Source organism: Rhizobacter sp. P2_G4 (genome assembly GCF_056403575.1).
This window is the reverse complement of record NZ_JBFUFG010000001.1, coordinates 20,716-36,728: the sequence shown is the minus strand read 5'-3', so window position 1 is coordinate 36,728 and position 16,013 is coordinate 20,716. Positions and strand designations below refer to the sequence as shown.

The window sequence follows — 16,013 nt, the reverse complement described above, 5'->3', positions numbered from 1 at the left end:
TTCGTATCGACATGGTTCAGGCGTTGGACGCGGGGGCTGTGGGCGCAAGGCGGCGCGGCTCGTTCAGGCGGGGCAGCGCCAGCAGCGCGCCGAAGGCCACGATACCGAGGGCTGCAGACAGGCACAAGGCACCGACACCCCATCGGTCCAGGCAGAGGCCAAACAGCCAGGGCGCGAAGGCTTGCGCGATGCGTGCCGGCACCATCAGCACGCCCTGCCGATGGCCATAGCCTTCATGGCCGAAGATCACCAGCGGCAGGGTGCCCTTGGCGATGGTGAGGATGCCGTTGCCGGCACCGTGGAGCACGCCGAAGAGGGCCGCCGCCGGCGCGCCGAACACCGCCAGCAGCAGCACGCCGAGCGGGTGCATCAGCGTGGCGATTCGCGCCGAGAGCAGCGGGTGCAGCCGGCGCAGAAAACCGAACTCCAGCAGCCGCGCTGCCACCTGGGCCGGCCCGACCAGGCTACCCACCAGCACCGCGGCGGCGAGCGTGGCGCCGCCGGCCATGAGCAGGCGCGGCAGGTGCGCGGCCATCGCGGTGCTGGTGAACCAGGTGACTGCAAAGACCAGGCTCAGCAGGTAAGCCGCCCTCGCAGGCGTGGCGGGCGCTGGTGTGTTGTCGACGGCGAGTTGCTGGTCGGTGGTGGGTGTGGCGATGGTGGTGGCCCGAGGCAACAAGGCGTTCAGCGGCAACCCGAGCACCAGGTGCAGCGCGGCCCACGTGAGGCACGCGCCTCGCCAGCCGATGTGCGCTTCGAGGAAGGTCGACAGTGGCCAGCCCACCGTGCTCGCAAAGCCGGCGAAAAGCGTGACGCCGGTGATCGCCCCGCGCGAGTGCTGGCCATACAGGCGGACCAGCGCCGCGAACGCCGCCTCGTACAACCCGCTGCCCATGGCGATGCCCAGCACGAGCCAGGCAGCGAACATCGCCAGCGGACTTTGCGCCATGCCGAGGCCGGCCAAGCCCAGCGCGAAGACGAGGTTGGTGCCCATCAGCACCGGGCGGCCGCCCCAGCGGTCGATGGCGCGCCCGGCATACGGCCCTAACAGCGCAGAGACCACGAGGGCCGCCGAGAACGCCGCGAAGACGGTGGGCACCGAGATGCCGAGGTCGCGCGCCATCGGCGCAGCGAGCATGGCGGGCAGGTAGTACGACGAGGCCCAGGCCAGCGTCTGCGCAAGGCCGAGCACGGTGACGGCGCGGGCGCGCGCGTCGAAGTTCATGCCGCTGATGTGATTGAGCGAACCATCAACGCCGCCGAGGCCGGGCACGCACCGCGAAATTCGGCCGAGGCCTGCAGTGCGGCCGGTGCGCTGTCTCGTGGTTGCGGCGTGAAGCCGAGGCCAGCAAAGTAGTCGGCCGCCGTGGTCGTGAGCAGGTACAGGTGCGACAGCCCAAGCGTGCGTGCGTCGGCCACCATGCGTTCGAGCATCGCCATGCCCAGGCCTTGCTTCTGGCGCTCGGGCAACACCGCCACGGACCGCAGCAGGCCGATCTCTCTATGCCGCTCGATGCCAGCTGTGCCCACCACGGTACCGCCGACCGTGGCCACGATGTAGGCCGCGAGGTGTTCACGTGCGCCGTCGATGGGCAGGCTGTTCACCTTCAACAAGGCTTCGATGGACGGCCAATCCAGCTGGGACGCAGGGCGCAGCGTCAAGCCGCCCGCGGCGCGCCGCACACCATCGTCTTGCACCGCCTCGCCGTCTTCCTTCACGAAGGGCGGCAGCCGGCCCACCGGCAGCAGCTCAAGCACCTCTTCGGACGGCCGGCACAGCTTGGTGCCCAGCGGCGAGACGACAACCGGCCGGTTCATCAGGATGGGGTGCTGGCCGATGAAGTCGAGCAGTTGCTCGTCGGTCCAGCGAGTCTCACCGAGGCCAAGCTCGGCGTACGGCGTGCCCTTCTCGCGCAGCAGCGAGCGCACCGGCACGCCCATCGAAGCGACGAGTTCGCGCAGCGTGTCTTTCGTTGGCGGTGTCTTCAGGTACTCGATGACGGTCGGCTCAATTCCCGCGTGCCGGATCAGCGCCAACGTGTTGCGGGACGTGCCGCAGGCCGGGTTGTGGAAGATGGTGACGTCAGGCATGGGTGGATGTGGGTTTGGCAATCGATGCATCGGCATTGGTGGCGGCAACAGAAGCTGCTGCTCGCCGGGTGAGGGCGCTGTTCACGGCCAGCGCCAAGGCGGCGCCCGCCAGTTCAGCCAGCACGAAGCTGGGTGCGCTTACCGGCGCAATGCCGGCGAAGCTGTTGCTGAACATGCGGCCGAGCACCGCAGCGGGGTTGGCGAACGAGGTGGACGCGGTGAACCAGTAGGCGGCGCCGATGTAGCACGCCACCATCGCGGCCACGCGCGACTGCGGTGCCCGCAAGATGACCAGCAGCAGCCCGAACGTGGCCACCGCTTCTGCAAGCCACTGGCCGCCACCGCTTCGCAGCTTGGTGGAGGTTTGCAGAATGCCCTGGTCGAACATCGCGTGGGCCAACCAGGCGCCGAGCACCGCGCCCAGCAGCTGCACCGCGATGTAGGGCAGCAGCAAGGGACGCGGCAGCGCGCCCCGCACGGCCATCGCGAGCGAGACCGCCGGGTTGAAATGCGCGCCGCTGACCGGCCCCAACACCTCGATCAGCACATACAGGCCGCCGACTGTGGCCAGCGCATTGGCCAGCAGCGCGATGGCCATGTTCCCGCCGGCCAGGCGCTCGGCCATGATGCCGGAGCCAATGACGACGCAGAGCAGCAGCGCCGTCCCCAGCCCCTCGGCCAAAAGCTTCTGTGCCGGAGAGGGCGCCGCAGGAGGCGGCGATTCAGCAGCCACGGCCCGCCTTCAGCAGCAGCGCGCGGCCGGTGCCGCGTTCACTGCGATGGGCACGGGTTTGCCACGCGGTGCCGCACCGGCGCAGCAGGCTGAAGCTGAAGCCTCAGCCGGTGCCTCGGCCTCGGGTGCCTTCTCGCTGAACACGGGGATGTTGCCCAGCGTGTGGAACTGCTCCCACGCAATGCCTTGCGGATCGGTGAGCCAGTACTTGTCGCTGCGGGCGTAGCAGCACGAGGTCTCGCCGACATCGAGCAAGCTCATGTCCGCCGCTTCGGCCTGGGCCTTCAGCTCGACGAGCTCTTCTTCGGTGTCGGTCTGGATGCCCAGGTGGTCGACACCGGTCTTGCCGCCGCGGGTGGAGATGGCGAAGTTGATGCGCGGGTCTTCGAGCATCCACTTGGCGTAGTCGCTCTCGACGCGCGTGGGCTCGGCTGCGAACATCTTTGAATAGAAGGCGACGCTGGTGGCGATGTCTTCGACGTGGGCATGAACATGAAATCGCTTCATCGGATTCTCCGGTTGAGGTTCAACATTTGCACGCAGGTGCCGCCTCGTCGACGGCGCATTGCGAGCCCTGGCAACAGTTCTCGGTGAGGTAGCCCAGAAGACCGTTCATCTGCTCGTAGGCCGCGCGGTACACCAGCGTGCGGCTGGAGCGCTCGACGCTGGCGAGGCCCGCAGTCGACAGTTCCTTGAGGTGGAACGACAGCGTGGTGGCGGGGATGCCCAGGCCTTCTTGAATCACGCCCGGCGTAAGCCCGCTCGGGCCGGAGACCACCAGGGCACGGAATACCTTGAGTCGCACGGGGTGGGCCAATGCGGCCAGGGCTTTGATCACTTGGTCTTCTGTCATGAAGACTACTATACGAGAATAGTCGAACTATTCAAGCGATAAATTTCACAGAGCCTGCAACGCCACTCACGAAGGGTTGGTGGCTCAGCCCGCCATCCCGGCGGCTGCAGCGCTTCGAGCGTCAGCTCGCGCTATCGCCAACGCAGCTTTAAAGCGACGTGTCTGGCGTTGTTTCTTGGAAGGGGGGCTCCTGGGCCGATGCGAAGCGGGCACAGGGTAGCGACGGCGAGAGGCCGAATGCCTTCGCGGGTGCTGGCCTTCAGCGGCCGAGAAGGGCCGATGGCTGGATGACCATCACCACCGGCGTGGGGTGCGCGCCGGTGGCTGGAGTGCGATCACGAAGGAGCGCGGTCGCGACGAACCTTGACGTACTTGGCGGTCGCAGCAGCTTGACCACGGTCGATACCGCGAGCGCTGCGCAGCGCTTCTTCCTTGCTGAGGCCGTTGACGCTCATCAGGTACTGGGCATAGGGGCCGGGCTGCGCGTCGGAGACCGATTGAACGTTGGTCACGACGCTCTGTGCGCGCTGCTGTTCGAAGAATGCAGGGCCTCCAGTGGCTTGAGCGAAAGCGCTGGGTGCGAAGACGGCAGCGAGTGACAGGGCGGCGGCGGATTGGCGAATGAAGCGGTTCATGGCATTAAGGTCAGAGTGCACCGTTGAAGGCGCGGGACTAAGTAGGTGATTCCGCTTCTGGATGCTTCAAGCGCCCGCCAAATCCAAGAGAGCGTTGCCAATGCCGCAACAATGTGCCGACGATGTGTTGTTCGTCGCCGACCTCGCGCCCTGTGCCGCTCAGGTCTTCACCAAGAGTTCATCGATCGCCGCGAGCAATGCATCGGGTTCGACGGGTTTGGAGAGATGCCGGTCGAAGCCCGCTTCGCGCGCCAGCTTCTTGTCGTTCTCTTTCCCGTAGCCCGTCACGGCGATCAGGCGGCACGAGACGCCGGCCGCCGAGGCATGGATGCGCCGCGCGAGTTCGTACCCGTCCATCTCCGGCAGCCCGATGTCGAGCAGCGCGACATCGGGCTTGAAGTCGGCCAGCAAGGCCAGCGCGTCGCTCGGCCGGTAAACGACCGTGACCTCGAAGCCGCTCAGCTTCAACAGATCGGCTGTCGAGTCGGCCGCATCCCGGTTGTCGTCGACCAGCAGCACGCGCACGCCCTCTTTGTCATTGGCGTTGGCCGTCACACGAACGCTGTGCTCGCCACCCGCCGGCAGTGGGGCGGGCGTCGCGAAATTCATGATCGGCAAGACGACCGACACGGTGCTGCCCAGGCCGACACCATCGCTCGATGCGGTGACGCGCCCGCCATGCGCCTCGACGATGCCCTTCACGATGGCCAGGCCGAGGCCCAGCCCGCCGGATGACCGCTCGATGGATTGCGGCGCCTGGTAGAACGGCTCGAAGATCCGCGCAACCACTGCCGGGTCCATGCCGGTGCCGTGATCGCGGATGGACACCGTCACCTCGCTCTTGCCTTCTTCTGCTTCTCTCGCATCGATGGTGACGATCAGTCGGCGCGAGGTGTCGAACTTGATCGCGTTCGTCAGCAGGTTGCTGAAGACCTGCACCAGGCGCAACTCATCCCCGAGCACAAAGGTGGCTCGCTGTGGGCCGGTGACCTGGGTCGACTCCAGCAGCTTGGGTGCGACCGTGAGCACGGCCTCGAGCGAACGCTCGACGACCACGCCGATGTCCACCGCCTCGCGCCGAATCTCGAGCTGCCTGCGCGTCACGCGCGAGATGTCGAGCAGGTCGTCGACCAGGCGCTTCATGTGGTCGACCTGGCGGCGAACGATGCGGCGTTCTTTCGCGGTCGACGCGTCGGCCTTCATGTCCATCAAATGCATGGCGCTGACGATGGGCGCCAGCGGGTTGCGCAGCTCGTGGCCGAGCACGGCGAGAAACTCATCCTTCACGCGAGAGGCTTCTTCGGCGCGCTGCAAGGCCTCGGCCTGCGAGCGGATCAGTGCCTCGCGATCGGCCGAGGCTGCGGCGAGCGCATGCCCCATGTCGTCCAGCTCGGGGATCTCGCTCGCCTGGATGCTGACCGGCTTGCCTTCGCGCAACAAGGCGGCCTGGCTGCCGATGGCCTCGATCGGGTCCAGGATGCGGCGCGCCTGGTAGAGCGCCAGCAGCACGCAGGCAATCAGGGATGCGAGCACGCCCATCGCGAAGGTGGTGCCCGAAGTCAACGCCACCGCGATCATGTTGGACTGCGGGGCGCCGGCCACGACCATCCAGTCGAGCCCGTTCACGCGGCTGTAGCCGGTGAACACTGTCTCTCCTTCGACGGTCGAGGTGATGCCCGTCCCCTCGGCGAGACCGGGGCTCAGCAGCTTGGCGAGCGACGGCACCGCGCGGGTGCCGATCGTGTGCTCGTGATCCCGCGATCGCGCCACCCGCAGCCCGGCCCCGTCGAAGACCGACATGACCCAGTCCTTGGGCCCTTTTTGCCGCGAGAGAATGTCGACGATGCGATCCGGCGTAACCACCGCCGTCACCACGTAGGCAAGCTCTCCCTGGCGAAGCACCGGCACCCGCACATCGAACTCGAGCTGCCCGCCCTCGCCGCGCTGCAAGCTGCCCACCACGGGCTTCCGGGTTTCGATCACTGCCTTCAATGAGGCACTGTCCGCCTCGTCGGGCTTGCTCTCACCATAGGGCTCACTGGTTCGGAACAAGACCTTGCCGTTCTTGTCGAGCAGCTCCATGCCCGTCCAGTTGCTGCGAGCCTGGACAGCCGACTTCGCCACCGCATAGAAGCCCTGGATGTTGCCGTCCCTCAGAGGCGCGACGTCCGACAGGCCATTCAGCACGGTGATCGTGGCCAGGTGCTCCGATTCGACTGCACTCGCAAGCGCCCGCGAAACGGCCAGCGTGCTGCGCTCCACCTCATCCGTCTGGTACTGCAGAAGAATGGCCAGCCCCCAGGCGCCAAGAATTGCCAGCGGCAGAAGGCCGACGCCGGCGAGCAGCAGCAGCTGGGTACGAAGGGGTCTCGCGTTTCGGAAAAGGTTCATGTCGGGCCTCAGCCGCGATGACGGCTGCCCCGGCATTGTTAGCGAGCGCGTCGCTGAACGAAGTTCGCTTTCGTATCGAGACGCTTCAAGAGCCGTGTAGGCCGGCTGACGGGCGCTGCCGGCCCTCGTTAGTCGCCCCACCCGCCAATGTCATCCGCCCGACGTCACCACATGCGCCACCTGGGCCACCGCCGCGTTGCGCGCCGCCTCGTCGGCATGCGCTTCGGTCAGGTACACGGCCACCACGATGGGCGGGCGCCCCGGCGGCCAGAACACGCCCACGTTGTTGGTGCTGCCGCGCGCACCCGTGCCGGTCTTGCTGGCCAGGTGCCAGTCGTCGGGCAGGTCGGCGCGCAGGCGCTTCACGTCGGTTCGGGTCGCTTCCATCCAGCGGCGCAACTGCTCGCGGCTGGCGGCAGACAAGGCATCGCCGACCAGGGTGGCCCGCAGCGCCGCAGTCATCGCGCGTGGGGTGGTGGTGTCGCGCGGGTCGCCGGGCCGGGCTTCGTTGAGTTCGGGCTCCCAGCGGTCGAGCCGCGTCTTCGTGTCGCCGAGCGTGCGGGCATAGCGCGTCAGTGCCGCCGGGCCGCCGTAGCTCTTGAGGATCAGGTTGCCTGCCGCGTTGTCGCTCACGGTGATGGTGGCTTCACACAGCTCGGCCAGCGTGAGGCCTTCGCCGCCAGCCGCCTTCGAGGTGACGGGCGAGTTCGGCACCAGCACCTCGCGCCCGAAGCGGATGCGCCGGTCGAGCTGCTCCTGCTGCGCGTCGACCCGCTGCAGCACGTGCGCTGCCGCCAGCCACTTGAAGGTGCTGCACATCGGAAAGCGCTCATCCAGCCGGTGGCCGTCGATGCGGCCATCGGCCGTGTCGAGTACCGCCACGCCCAGCCGGCCCTGGGCAGATTGTTCGATGGCTTTCCAGCGTGTGGCTTGCGGCTGGGCCGCAGTTTTTTGCTGAGCAAAGCTCGTCAGCGGGCTGGCGGCCGCCAGGGCGGCCATGAGGTGGTGGTTGAAATGGCGTCGATTCATCGGGATCGATCTCCTGTGGAAACTGAGGGTGTGCTTTGAAGGCCGAGCGCACGATAGCCAAGCCTGCATCGGCTCACAAACGGCGATTTCGATGGGAAAGGCGCAGAAAATCTTGGGCATGAACCTGCCATTGAATGCACTGCGCGCCTTCGAGGTTTCGGCCCGCCACCTGAGCTTCACGCGCGCCGCCATCGAGCTGAACGTGACGCAGACCGCCGTGAGCGCCCAGGTGCGCAATCTCGAAGACCGGCTCGGCACGCCGCTCTTTCGCCGCCTGCCACGTGGTCTTGCGCTCACCGATGAAGCGCAGGCGCTGCTGCCGATGCTGACCGAGAGCTTCGAGCGCATTGCCACCGTGCTCGACCAGTTCCAGGGCGGCCGCTTTCATGAGGTGCTGACGGTCGCCGCCGTGGGCACCTTCGCCGTGGGCTGGCTGATGCCGCGGCTCGACACCTTTCACCGCCAGCACCCCTTCATCGACCTGCGGTTGATGACCAACAACAACCGCGTCGACCTGGCAGGCGAAGGGCTCGACTTCGCCATTCGCTTCGGTGATGGCGCGTGGCACGGCACCGAGGTCGATGCCTTGCTGGAGGCGCCGCTGTCACCGGTGTGCAGCCCCGCGCTCGCCGCCCGCTTGCGGTCGCCCGCCGACTTGGCCGGCGAGACCTTGCTGCGCTCGTACCGCGCCGATGAATGGACGCGCTGGTTCGGCGTTGCCGGCGTGCCCGCACCGCTGCTGCGCGGCCCGGTGTTCGACTCGTCGCTCACCATGGCCGCCGCCGCCGTTCAAGGCGCGGGCGTGGCGCTGCTGCCGCCGGCGATGATCGCGGCTGAGCTTCAGCAAGAGCGGCTGGTGCAGCCCTTCGACATCGAGGTGTCGACCGGGCGTTACTGGCTCACGCGCCTCAAATCGCGCCCGGTGTCACCGGCGATGCGCGAGTTCAGAAAGTGGCTGCTGAGCGCCGTGAACGACGCGGCGTGAATCAGAAGCCACGCACGGGGAAACTGACCGGTCGCTGCAACCAGTTGGTCGGCGCGTAGCTCGTGCGGCCGTCGGTGGCGTGCAGCGTGTAGGCCAGGCGCGAACGTGCCGAGCGGTTGGGCGCGCTGTAGTGCGGCAGCAAACCGTGGAAGACGATCAGCGTGCCCGCCTCGCACGGCAGTGGCACGGCGGTACGCTGGTCGGGCCATGGGGTGCGGTCGAGCACCTCGAGGTTCAGCTGCTGGCCGTCGCGCACGAAGCGCTCGCGCAACGGGCCGCGGTGGCCGCCCGGCTCGGCCCACAGGCAGCCGTTGTCCACGGCCGCGTCTTCGAGCGCAAACCAGAACGTCGTCACGCTGACCGGCGTGCTGACGAAGAAGGTGGCGTCCTGATGCCAGCGCACTTCACCGCCGATGGCCGGCTGCTTGAAGATCACCTGCGACTGCCACACCTTCGGATCGACTAAGCCAAGATCGCTGGCCAGTGCAGCGAGTTCGGGGCCGTGCGAGAAACGTTCGAAGACCGGGTCGAGGTCGTGCAACGCATGGCCGATCTTGTTGATGGCGTGCTCCTTGGGCACCACCAGTCGGCCTTCGGCATCGAAAGCCTCTTCTTCGAAGAAGCAATGCACCTGGTCGGCCGAGGCGATGAGTGCTGCATCGGCCGTGCGCGCCTGGTTGCGCGTGGAGAACACACCGGTGCTGCCATCGGGCTCGAACGCGTCGACCAGCGCCTGAGCGCGGGCGCGCACCTCGGCAAGATCGGCCGCACTCTTGAAGCCGGGCAGCACCAGGAAGCCGTCGCGGTCGAACTGTTCGCGTTGAGTCGATGTGAGCATGTCAGCCTGTGAGTGGGTCTGTGTCGCGTGGCAGTGATTGGGTCTGGTTGCGGCCATTGGCCTTGGCGCGGTAGAGCGCCCGGTCGGCGCGCTCGATCGCCTGGTACGTGTTCTCGCTCGGGCCGCATTCGGTGGCACCGGCCGAGAAGGTGATGCCCAGGCCGGGAACGATGTGGTCGAACGAAGCCCTGGCCAGCTCCGCATGCATGCGCTCGACCATGGAGACCGCCTTGTCGGTCGTCGCGTCGGGCGCTGCAAGCAGAAACTCTTCGCCGCCCCAGCGGCCCAAAAAATCACTGCCGCGCAAGCAGCTGCGCATGACAGCGGAGAACTCGCGCAGCACCGAGTCGCCGACGGCATGGCCGTGCTGGTCGTTGACCAACTTGAAGTGGTCGATGTCGATCAGCACCAGTGCGAGCGGCTTGCCGTTGTGGCGGCTCACCAGCTGTTCGGCCGCGAGCAGCTCCATCACGTGACGGCGGTTGCTCAGGCTGGTGAGCTCATCCGTCTGCGCCAGGTCTCGAATGCGGTCCAGCGCGTTCTGCAGCTCGACCTTGCGATTGGTGAGGCGCTTGCGAAGCGCGCCCATCTGCGTCGACAACGCGGAGGTAGACACCAGCAAGATGACCGCGAACGCAAAGTGAATCACCTCGATGCGCGGCGGGAAGCGCTCCGGGTCGGTCACGCCGAGCCACAGCATCGTGGCGCCCAGCAGGCACAAGGCAAAAGCACACAATGCAAATGCCTGGCGGGTCCGCAGCACGAACATGCCCCAAATCAGGTTGAGCAGCATGATGGCGATGATCGCGCCACGCAGCGGCGGGTTCACCGCATAGCCGATCGCCGTCGACACCACGCCGAAGAGCGACTGCAGCATCGTGAGCGACCGGTCCGCGCTGATGCGCTCGCTCCACCCCGTGCGCACCAGCAGGTAGAAGCCGAGGATGCCCGTCAGGCTGATGACCGCCCACACGATGGCAGGCCCACGCCCCATGAGCCCCAGCTGCACTTCAACCGCGACGATCAGCGTGAAGAGCACATACACCAGCACCGCGATCAGCGTCAGTTTGATCGGACCCTGACGAGAGGCATCACGGCCGAGGAGCAGGCGCGCTACCGCACCCGGCGTGCCCAAGCGCGGCGCCGGGGCGCCTGCTTCGCCGATCGGGTCGTCAAGAGAGGGGCTGGAAGACATGGCTGAGTGCTCGCGCTGCGCCACCGCAGGAGGTCATGGCACGCGACACATCGAGCGGCCGCGCCCGCTGATGAGGTGGGCAAAAGCGTGGCGGGATTATCACCGGCTGGGCTGCGCCGAGCGCCTTGTGAATTGGGTGGTGCAGGCCGCGGATGCTGGACTGGGCCTGAGGCCGCTGCCAGAATCGCCCGAGCTCGGTGCGGATGAGGCGGTTTTCGTCGGCAAATTATTCGGCGGCTTAACACGTTCAAACGAGACGGGGCCGCTTGTACAAAGTCAAAAGGGGAGAGAGGGATGAAAGCCAGTTCGAAGCGGCGCGTTGGCCGGATCGCTGTTGGAGCGCGTGCGTCCGTTCAATTTGCGGTCGTTGCTCCATGAGTCGAAAACATGCATGGGCGCTGTTGTCAGGTCTTCTCGCCTCGATGTGCTTCGCAGATGAAGGGCCGTCAAAGGACCCTTTGAACTGGTGCCCTCCGGCTGGGCCAGGTCTCTCTAAACAGCTGTCTACAGAAAACGTGGGCTCGATGAAGTCCGGCTGGGTCACCGCTCGCATGCGAGTCCGGCCTGGGGCAGTCCCTGTGACCGACGTGCGAGTGATCAGCGAAGCAGGCGGTTCGGGGCTGCCCCGCACATGGGTCCCGCTGGTTCGTCAGTGGGTTGGCTGCGCGGCCAACGAGCGTGACACGATGTTTGAGACGAAGGTCACGCTCGGTGTGCTTGGCAACTATCAACTTCCAGCAAAAGAGGGTTTCAGCCCCAATGCATTCCTGCAGCCAAGAGGTGCGCCCGTTCTTCCGCAAGGTGACATGGGAGTCGGTGTTTGCCCGATCAGCGCCACCTTGCAGTTGCGCCGCCCAGAGGCGCCGAACGTCGTCATCGAGCTGGAGAGCAAAGGGGGTGTTCCGGTATCCACATGGCTCGAGCAGATCGTTCCGGACCGCGAATACATGACCCCTTCTCCACAAAGCAATCGCATCGAGTTTGCCTGCCGAGTCAACAACGGGGTCGTCTCCTTCTACGACAACTGAGAACGCAGGCGACATGGGAAATATGCACGACTATCGCCTTCATTTGATGGGGCGTTGCCTGGCAAGTCGGGCGACGCCTCGCATGTCAAACGCGAGAGGTAACCCTTGACATCAGCGAGTCTCCTGAAGGCTTCACTTTTGGTCGCGCTCCTGCTTCCCGGCTCACTCGTGGGGCTTTCCGTCTGGGCTTGGTGGAGCCGCTTGTCAAAGCCATGGCTTTTCATTCTGCTTGGTCTTGTGTTTCTCTACTCCCTGTCTGCTTACCTCATGCTTCGCCAGTTTGGCCAAATCGGTATCTCAGGCCAGCCCACTGCAGGCGGAGCCGAGGCCGAGGCTTTGCGCTCGCTTCTCACTCGCGAAGCAAGGTCCAGCCTCATCCTGTTCTTCGTGGTTTCAAGCGTCGCCCTGTGGTTGCTTCGCTGGCTTCTGTCATCCCCGCGCGCATCGGGCAGATGACATCTAACGCCGCCATGTGGACGCCTGACGGCGCGGCTCAAATCGAACCTTAAGCGTTACAAGGAATCCGAGATGCTCACAGTCCGAACCTTGTCATCAAACGACTCGGTCGTCGCGCTTACGCAGTTGCTTCATCGAGCTTACGCACGGCTAGGCGCAATGGGCCTCAACTACACGGCAGTCGATCAGACGCCGGAAGTCACGGCCAAGCGGATAGAAGGTGGGCAGTGCTACATCGCCGAGTGGTCGGGCTCGTTGGCCGGAACGATCGTGGTCAAACCGACGTATGAAACCAATGACTGCGAGTACTTCACCAAACCTGGCGTAGCGGCCGTGCATCAATTCGGAGTCGAGCCGTCCTTTAAAGGCAAAGGCATTGGCAAAGCGCTGCTCGGCATGTCAGAGACGTGGGCACGCGAGCGCGGCTTCCGTGAGATCGCGATGGACACCGCAGAACAAGCCAGCCACCTTCTGAGTCTGTACTCCAGCCTCGGGTACAAACACGTCGGGTTTGTGCGGTGGCCGGGCAAGGTCTACCGCAGTGTGGTGTTGAGCAAAGCGCTGTAGTGACGCTGGTGTGCGGGTCTACGTCTTTGGCGTCTCAGGAACAACATTCGAGGGAGCCGTTCCCAGAACCTGTTCTCGGAATCGGTCAACGTCGACGATCCAGAGTTGAACTGAATCGTCGCGTTAACTCCACCGTTGAGACGGTGGTTGAACGCATTGCCATACGTTGCGATCGACCTGCTCACCAGCGCAGGCGCACACCCACAGAGCCCTGCACCGAAGACTTCAGGTCCACGTCGCCGCCCGCACTGTAGGTGCGCCCCAGCTCGCCGTAGAACGCGGCGCCGGATGTCAGCGCGAGCGTGAAGCCGCCGGCGAGTTCGACTGCGCTGTAGCCGTTCGGGCTCTCGACGCGGGTCGTCGTCGCTTCAGAGACGAAGTCGGTGAGATCGGCGTGCCCGCTGGCTCGGTAGACGTTCACGCGCGCATAGGGCTGGACCCAACCCGCGGCAATGTGCAGGCTGTTCTTGATGCGCACGCCGAGCCGACCGACGGTGCCGTCGGTGGCGCGTTGCTGGATGGTCGCGCCACTGATCTGCACGTCGTTGACGTGCGAGTGCTGGTGGATCAGCTGTGCCTGGGGCTCGAGGCTCCAAGTTTCGTTCAGCGGGAACGATGTGCCTGCTTCGAGCGAGACCGTGAGGCCGCCGGCCTTTCCCGATGCGTTCGCTGCGCCGTCCGGTCTCAGGGTGTAGCGGTGATTGCCGGCCTGAAGGACGGCATCGGCATACGCGCCGCTGGCGCCGGCCCAGGTGGCATAGCCACCGAGGTAGCGCGACAGCAGTGCGTTGTTGCCGACGCTGCCGGTGCTGCCGCGCGCATTGCCGCTCACGTCGGCCGCGCCGTCGAGAAAACCGGCGTAGAGGCCGGCGCGCCAAGTGCCGTCGGCGAGCAGGTCGGTACCAACCTGCAGGCCGCTCATGTGGCCGAGGCTCCGCGTGTCGCCGCTGCCGCCCTGGCGGATGTCGAGATCGCTGTAGACGGCGCGCGCCCAGGCGCGGCGGTCGAGGTCGGTGCGGTCGCCCGGCTCGTCGCCGCGGCGGCGATGCAGGTTACCCAGCATCGCGAGATCGGCCTGGCGCAGCTGCGCGGGGAGTGCCGTCGCCAGCGGCACTTCGGCGCGGTACGCCGAGCGCAGGTACCAGTTCTCGCCGGCGCCGTTGGCATCGGCCGCATACAGCCGGTACTCGTAGGCGCCCGCGTCCACGTGGCCGTTGGCCAGCGAGAACGCGTCCTTGCTCGTCTGTGCCGTCGTCGTTCCACCATTGACTGCGTCGACGAGCAGGATGCCGTCGCCTGCCGTGGCCGCGCCCAGCCCATCGACATTGCGAACCTGCAGCGTGGTGTGGCCGCTGGCCGCGCCACTGCTGATGACGACCCGGTCGGTTGCCGAATCCGATCCGCCCAGCGAGGTGTTCAGCTGCACCGTGCCGCCCTGTCCGACCCAATTGCCGTTGACGGTCAAGGTGCGCGGAGTGAAGGTGGTGGCGGGTGCCTGGAACGTGACGCCGCCGGCCAGCGTCAGCTGGTTCAGCGTGGAGCTCTCGGTCATCGTCCAGCCGCTGGTGGCGTCGACGTTCAGCGCCGCGCCACTGATGGCGCCGCTCAGGCGGGAGGCATTGCGCAGGTTCACGGCGACGCTGCTGCTGGCATCCGCCGCGATGCTGCCGCTCAGGCGGCTGTTGTCGGCGTTGAGCGTGAAGCTGCTGCCGTTGCTGACGCTCAGCAGCCGGGTCCCGGAGACTGCCGCGGCCAAGCTGTTGCTCAGCGTCAGCGCGCTACCCGTGGCCGCGTCGACCTGGATCAAATCGCCCGAGGTGTTGCCGATGTCGAAGCCGTTGAGGCTCGCGTTCTGGTTCGCGCCGGACGAGAAGCCGAGCGCGACGCCCGCCGTGCGGACCGTGCCGCCGCCGCTTGCCGTCACGCTGGTGTCATCGCGCAGCAGCAGCGCGCCGTAGCTGGTCGCGTCGGTGGTGTTCAGTTGCAGCGCGCCGCTGACCGTGATGGCGCCGCCTGCATCGGACAGCAGGCCGGCCGCAAAGGGTTCGAGGTTGCCGCTCGGGAAGTTGGCCTGGGTCGCACCTGTGACGTCGATGCGCGTGGCGCCGGCCAGGTTCACCTGCGAGCCGGCATCTCGCGACGAGACGCCGGCACCATTGATGCCGCTCACGTTGATCGATGTCGTTGATGAGGCGCCGGCATTCACGACACCTGCGGTCACGGCACGGATGCCCGAGCCGTTGACACCGCTGACATCGATGGTGGCCGACCCGTTGTAGTTGATGCTGGCCGCGCTCGTGACCTTCAACCCCGAGGCCTGGAGGCCGCTGGTCGTGAGGCCCAAGGCACCGTTCAAGGTGACCTGGGCCGAGTTGTCGGCCGCGATCGCGTCCGAGCGCGAGTCGCCTGCCGTGTGGACGGTCACGTCACCGTTGGCAACGAGTGCAGCGCCGGCACTGGCACGCATGCCTGGCGAAAAGGCAGCTCCGCTGCCCATCGTGATGTCGACAGGCCCGTTCAGCGTGATGAGGCTGCCGCTGTCTTGCACGAGAACGCCGTGGTTGCCCGACCCGTTCGGCAGGGTGATCGTCAGCGGCCCGTCGACGGTGATCGCCCCGCCGCCGATCGCGCGCAGGCCGGACAGGCCGGTGCCCGAGCCGGTCTTGCCGAGGATGGCACCCGCTTGCAGATTGATCTGCGAGCCGATACCGGACGCGAAGGCGCCGGTCAGGCCGTTCTGCGCCAGCGGCAGCGTCAATGAACTCGTGGCGTTGATCACGCCGCCGGTCAGCGACGTGAGTGCGCCGCCGCCGCTGCTGACGCCGGCACCGCTGTAGCTGCCCGCGGCCACGCAGGTCGAGCCCGCGTCGGCTTGCAGCGATGCGCCCGCGGCGGTGATGCAAGCGGCTTGCGCGGCACCTGGTGCCAGGCCCGCCGTCAGTGCAAGCAAGGCCATCGCCATGGCGGGGGTGTGTGCGTGGTCGCCGTCCGGCCTGAAGAACTTGCGCACGGCACGGGCGATCGGATGGATGCGCCGTTGCGCATTTCGATGGTCAAGGGGGTGGTGCTTCATTCGGCGTCCGTTCGATGCTGTCTTGATGGGGAAGGCAGGGCTGCCGTGCGGCGCCCGATCTGTCGATGAAAAGGCGCGCAGCCATGCCGCCACCGCGTCGACCCTGCGGCCGAAACCAAGCCGCGCGGCATTCTTGCGA

At 66.4% G+C, this 16,013-nt stretch carries 14 protein-coding genes; 3 read left to right on the top strand and 11 right to left on the bottom strand.

Annotated elements, in window-relative coordinates:
- Nucleotides 1–16: 16 nt before the first annotated feature.
- From AC1DYS_RS00170 to bla, 8 genes are all read right to left on the bottom strand, one after another.
- Nucleotides 17–1,225, bottom strand: coding sequence for an MFS transporter (locus tag AC1DYS_RS00170; RefSeq protein WP_477894874.1), 1,209 nt, complete (start codon nucleotides 1,223–1,225; stop codon nucleotides 17–19).
- Nucleotides 1,222–2,091 (bottom strand): arsenic resistance N-acetyltransferase ArsN2, encoded by an 870-nt coding sequence (arsN2, locus tag AC1DYS_RS00165; protein ID WP_477894872.1) that lies wholly within the window; start codon nucleotides 2,089–2,091, stop codon nucleotides 1,222–1,224. The genes AC1DYS_RS00170 and arsN2 overlap by 4 nt, the downstream gene beginning before the upstream one ends.
- Nucleotides 2,084–2,824 (bottom strand): aquaporin, encoded by a 741-nt coding sequence (locus tag AC1DYS_RS00160; protein WP_477894870.1) that lies wholly within the window; start codon nucleotides 2,822–2,824, stop codon nucleotides 2,084–2,086. Before AC1DYS_RS00160 ends, arsN2 begins: the two co-directional genes overlap by 8 nt.
- Before the next feature lie 9 nt (nucleotides 2,825–2,833).
- Entirely contained in the window at nucleotides 2,834–3,331 is a 498-nt protein-coding gene (locus AC1DYS_RS00155) for an ArsI/CadI family heavy metal resistance metalloenzyme (protein ID WP_477894868.1), read from the bottom strand.
- A 19-nt stretch (nucleotides 3,332–3,350) separates the two neighbouring features.
- Nucleotides 3,351–3,677, bottom strand: coding sequence for an ArsR/SmtB family transcription factor (locus AC1DYS_RS00150; RefSeq protein WP_477894866.1), 327 nt, complete (start codon nucleotides 3,675–3,677; stop codon nucleotides 3,351–3,353).
- 335 nt (nucleotides 3,678–4,012) lie between these two features.
- The gene (locus AC1DYS_RS00145) at nucleotides 4,013–4,312 is read right to left on the bottom strand and encodes a hypothetical protein (RefSeq protein WP_477894864.1); all 300 of its coding nucleotides are present in this window, start codon (nucleotides 4,310–4,312) and stop codon (nucleotides 4,013–4,015) included.
- A gap of 159 nt (nucleotides 4,313–4,471) precedes the next feature.
- Nucleotides 4,472–6,703 carry a hybrid sensor histidine kinase/response regulator gene (locus tag AC1DYS_RS00140; protein ID WP_477894862.1) on the bottom strand — a complete coding sequence of 744 codons (2,232 nt, stop codon included), beginning with the start codon at nucleotides 6,701–6,703 and terminating at the stop codon, nucleotides 4,472–4,474.
- Nucleotides 6,704–6,853: 150 nt separating this feature from the next.
- A complete protein-coding gene (gene bla, locus AC1DYS_RS00135) occupies nucleotides 6,854–7,702 on the bottom strand; it encodes a class A beta-lactamase (protein ID WP_477897223.1) in 849 nt (282 codons plus the stop codon).
- 148 nt (nucleotides 7,703–7,850) lie between these two features.
- On the opposite strand from bla, the gene AC1DYS_RS00130 reads away from it, so the two are divergent.
- The gene (locus tag AC1DYS_RS00130; RefSeq protein ID WP_477894860.1) at nucleotides 7,851–8,717 is read left to right on the top strand and encodes a LysR family transcriptional regulator; all 867 of its coding nucleotides are present in this window, start codon (nucleotides 7,851–7,853) and stop codon (nucleotides 8,715–8,717) included.
- A 1-nt stretch (nucleotide 8,718) separates the two neighbouring features.
- Here AC1DYS_RS00130 and AC1DYS_RS00125 read toward each other — a convergent pair whose 3' ends face one another.
- Both AC1DYS_RS00125 and AC1DYS_RS00120 read right to left on the bottom strand, forming a co-directional pair.
- Nucleotides 8,719–9,555 (bottom strand): phytanoyl-CoA dioxygenase family protein, encoded by an 837-nt coding sequence (locus AC1DYS_RS00125; protein ID WP_477894858.1) that lies wholly within the window; start codon nucleotides 9,553–9,555, stop codon nucleotides 8,719–8,721.
- 1 nt (nucleotide 9,556) lies between these two features.
- Complete coding sequence (locus tag AC1DYS_RS00120; protein WP_477894856.1) at nucleotides 9,557–10,750, bottom strand: GGDEF domain-containing protein; 1,194 nt, start codon at nucleotides 10,748–10,750, stop codon at nucleotides 9,557–9,559.
- Between the two features lie 578 nt (nucleotides 10,751–11,328).
- On the opposite strand from AC1DYS_RS00120, the gene AC1DYS_RS00115 reads away from it, so the two are divergent.
- The gene (locus tag AC1DYS_RS00115) at nucleotides 11,329–11,778 is read left to right on the top strand and encodes a hypothetical protein (RefSeq protein ID WP_477894854.1); all 450 of its coding nucleotides are present in this window, start codon (nucleotides 11,329–11,331) and stop codon (nucleotides 11,776–11,778) included.
- A gap of 615 nt (nucleotides 11,779–12,393) precedes the next feature.
- Nucleotides 12,394–12,801, top strand: a complete 408-nt coding sequence (locus tag AC1DYS_RS00110) for a GNAT family N-acetyltransferase (protein ID WP_477894852.1) — start codon at nucleotides 12,394–12,396, stop codon at nucleotides 12,799–12,801.
- Nucleotides 12,802–12,982: 181 nt separating this feature from the next.
- On the opposite strand, the gene AC1DYS_RS00105 is transcribed toward AC1DYS_RS00110, so the two are convergent.
- Complete coding sequence (locus tag AC1DYS_RS00105) at nucleotides 12,983–15,874, bottom strand: autotransporter family protein (RefSeq protein WP_477894850.1); 2,892 nt, start codon at nucleotides 15,872–15,874, stop codon at nucleotides 12,983–12,985.
- Between the last annotated feature and the right edge of the window lie 139 nt (nucleotides 15,875–16,013).

What these genes read in the sequence shown, in the direction of transcription:
- AC1DYS_RS00170 (WP_477894874.1), bottom strand. Translation starts at nt 1,225, where the DNA reads ATGAACTTCGACGCGCGCGCCCGCGCCGTCACCGTGCTCGGCCTTGCG.
- arsN2 (WP_477894872.1), bottom strand. Translation starts at nt 2,091, where the DNA reads ATGCCTGACGTCACCATCTTCCACAACCCGGCCTGCGGCACGTCCCGC.
- AC1DYS_RS00155 (WP_477894868.1), bottom strand. Translation starts at nt 3,331, where the DNA reads ATGAAGCGATTTCATGTTCATGCCCACGTCGAAGACATCGCCACCAGC.
- AC1DYS_RS00150 (WP_477894866.1), bottom strand. Translation starts at nt 3,677, where the DNA reads ATGACAGAAGACCAAGTGATCAAAGCCCTGGCCGCATTGGCCCACCCC.
- AC1DYS_RS00145 (WP_477894864.1), bottom strand. Translation starts at nt 4,312, where the DNA reads ATGAACCGCTTCATTCGCCAATCCGCCGCCGCCCTGTCACTCGCTGCC.
- AC1DYS_RS00140 (WP_477894862.1), bottom strand. Translation starts at nt 6,703, where the DNA reads ATGAACCTTTTCCGAAACGCGAGACCCCTTCGTACCCAGCTGCTGCTG.
- bla (WP_477897223.1), bottom strand. Translation starts at nt 7,702, where the DNA reads ATGGCCGCCCTGGCGGCCGCCAGCCCGCTGACGAGCTTTGCTCAGCAA.
- AC1DYS_RS00130 (WP_477894860.1), top strand. Translation starts at nt 7,851, where the DNA reads ATGAACCTGCCATTGAATGCACTGCGCGCCTTCGAGGTTTCGGCCCGC.
- AC1DYS_RS00125 (WP_477894858.1), bottom strand. Translation starts at nt 9,555, where the DNA reads ATGCTCACATCGACTCAACGCGAACAGTTCGACCGCGACGGCTTCCTG.
- AC1DYS_RS00120 (WP_477894856.1), bottom strand. Translation starts at nt 10,750, where the DNA reads ATGTCTTCCAGCCCCTCTCTTGACGACCCGATCGGCGAAGCAGGCGCC.
- AC1DYS_RS00110 (WP_477894852.1), top strand. Translation starts at nt 12,394, where the DNA reads ATGGGCCTCAACTACACGGCAGTCGATCAGACGCCGGAAGTCACGGCC.
- AC1DYS_RS00105 (WP_477894850.1), bottom strand. Translation starts at nt 15,874, where the DNA reads ATGAAGCACCACCCCCTTGACCATCGAAATGCGCAACGGCGCATCCAT.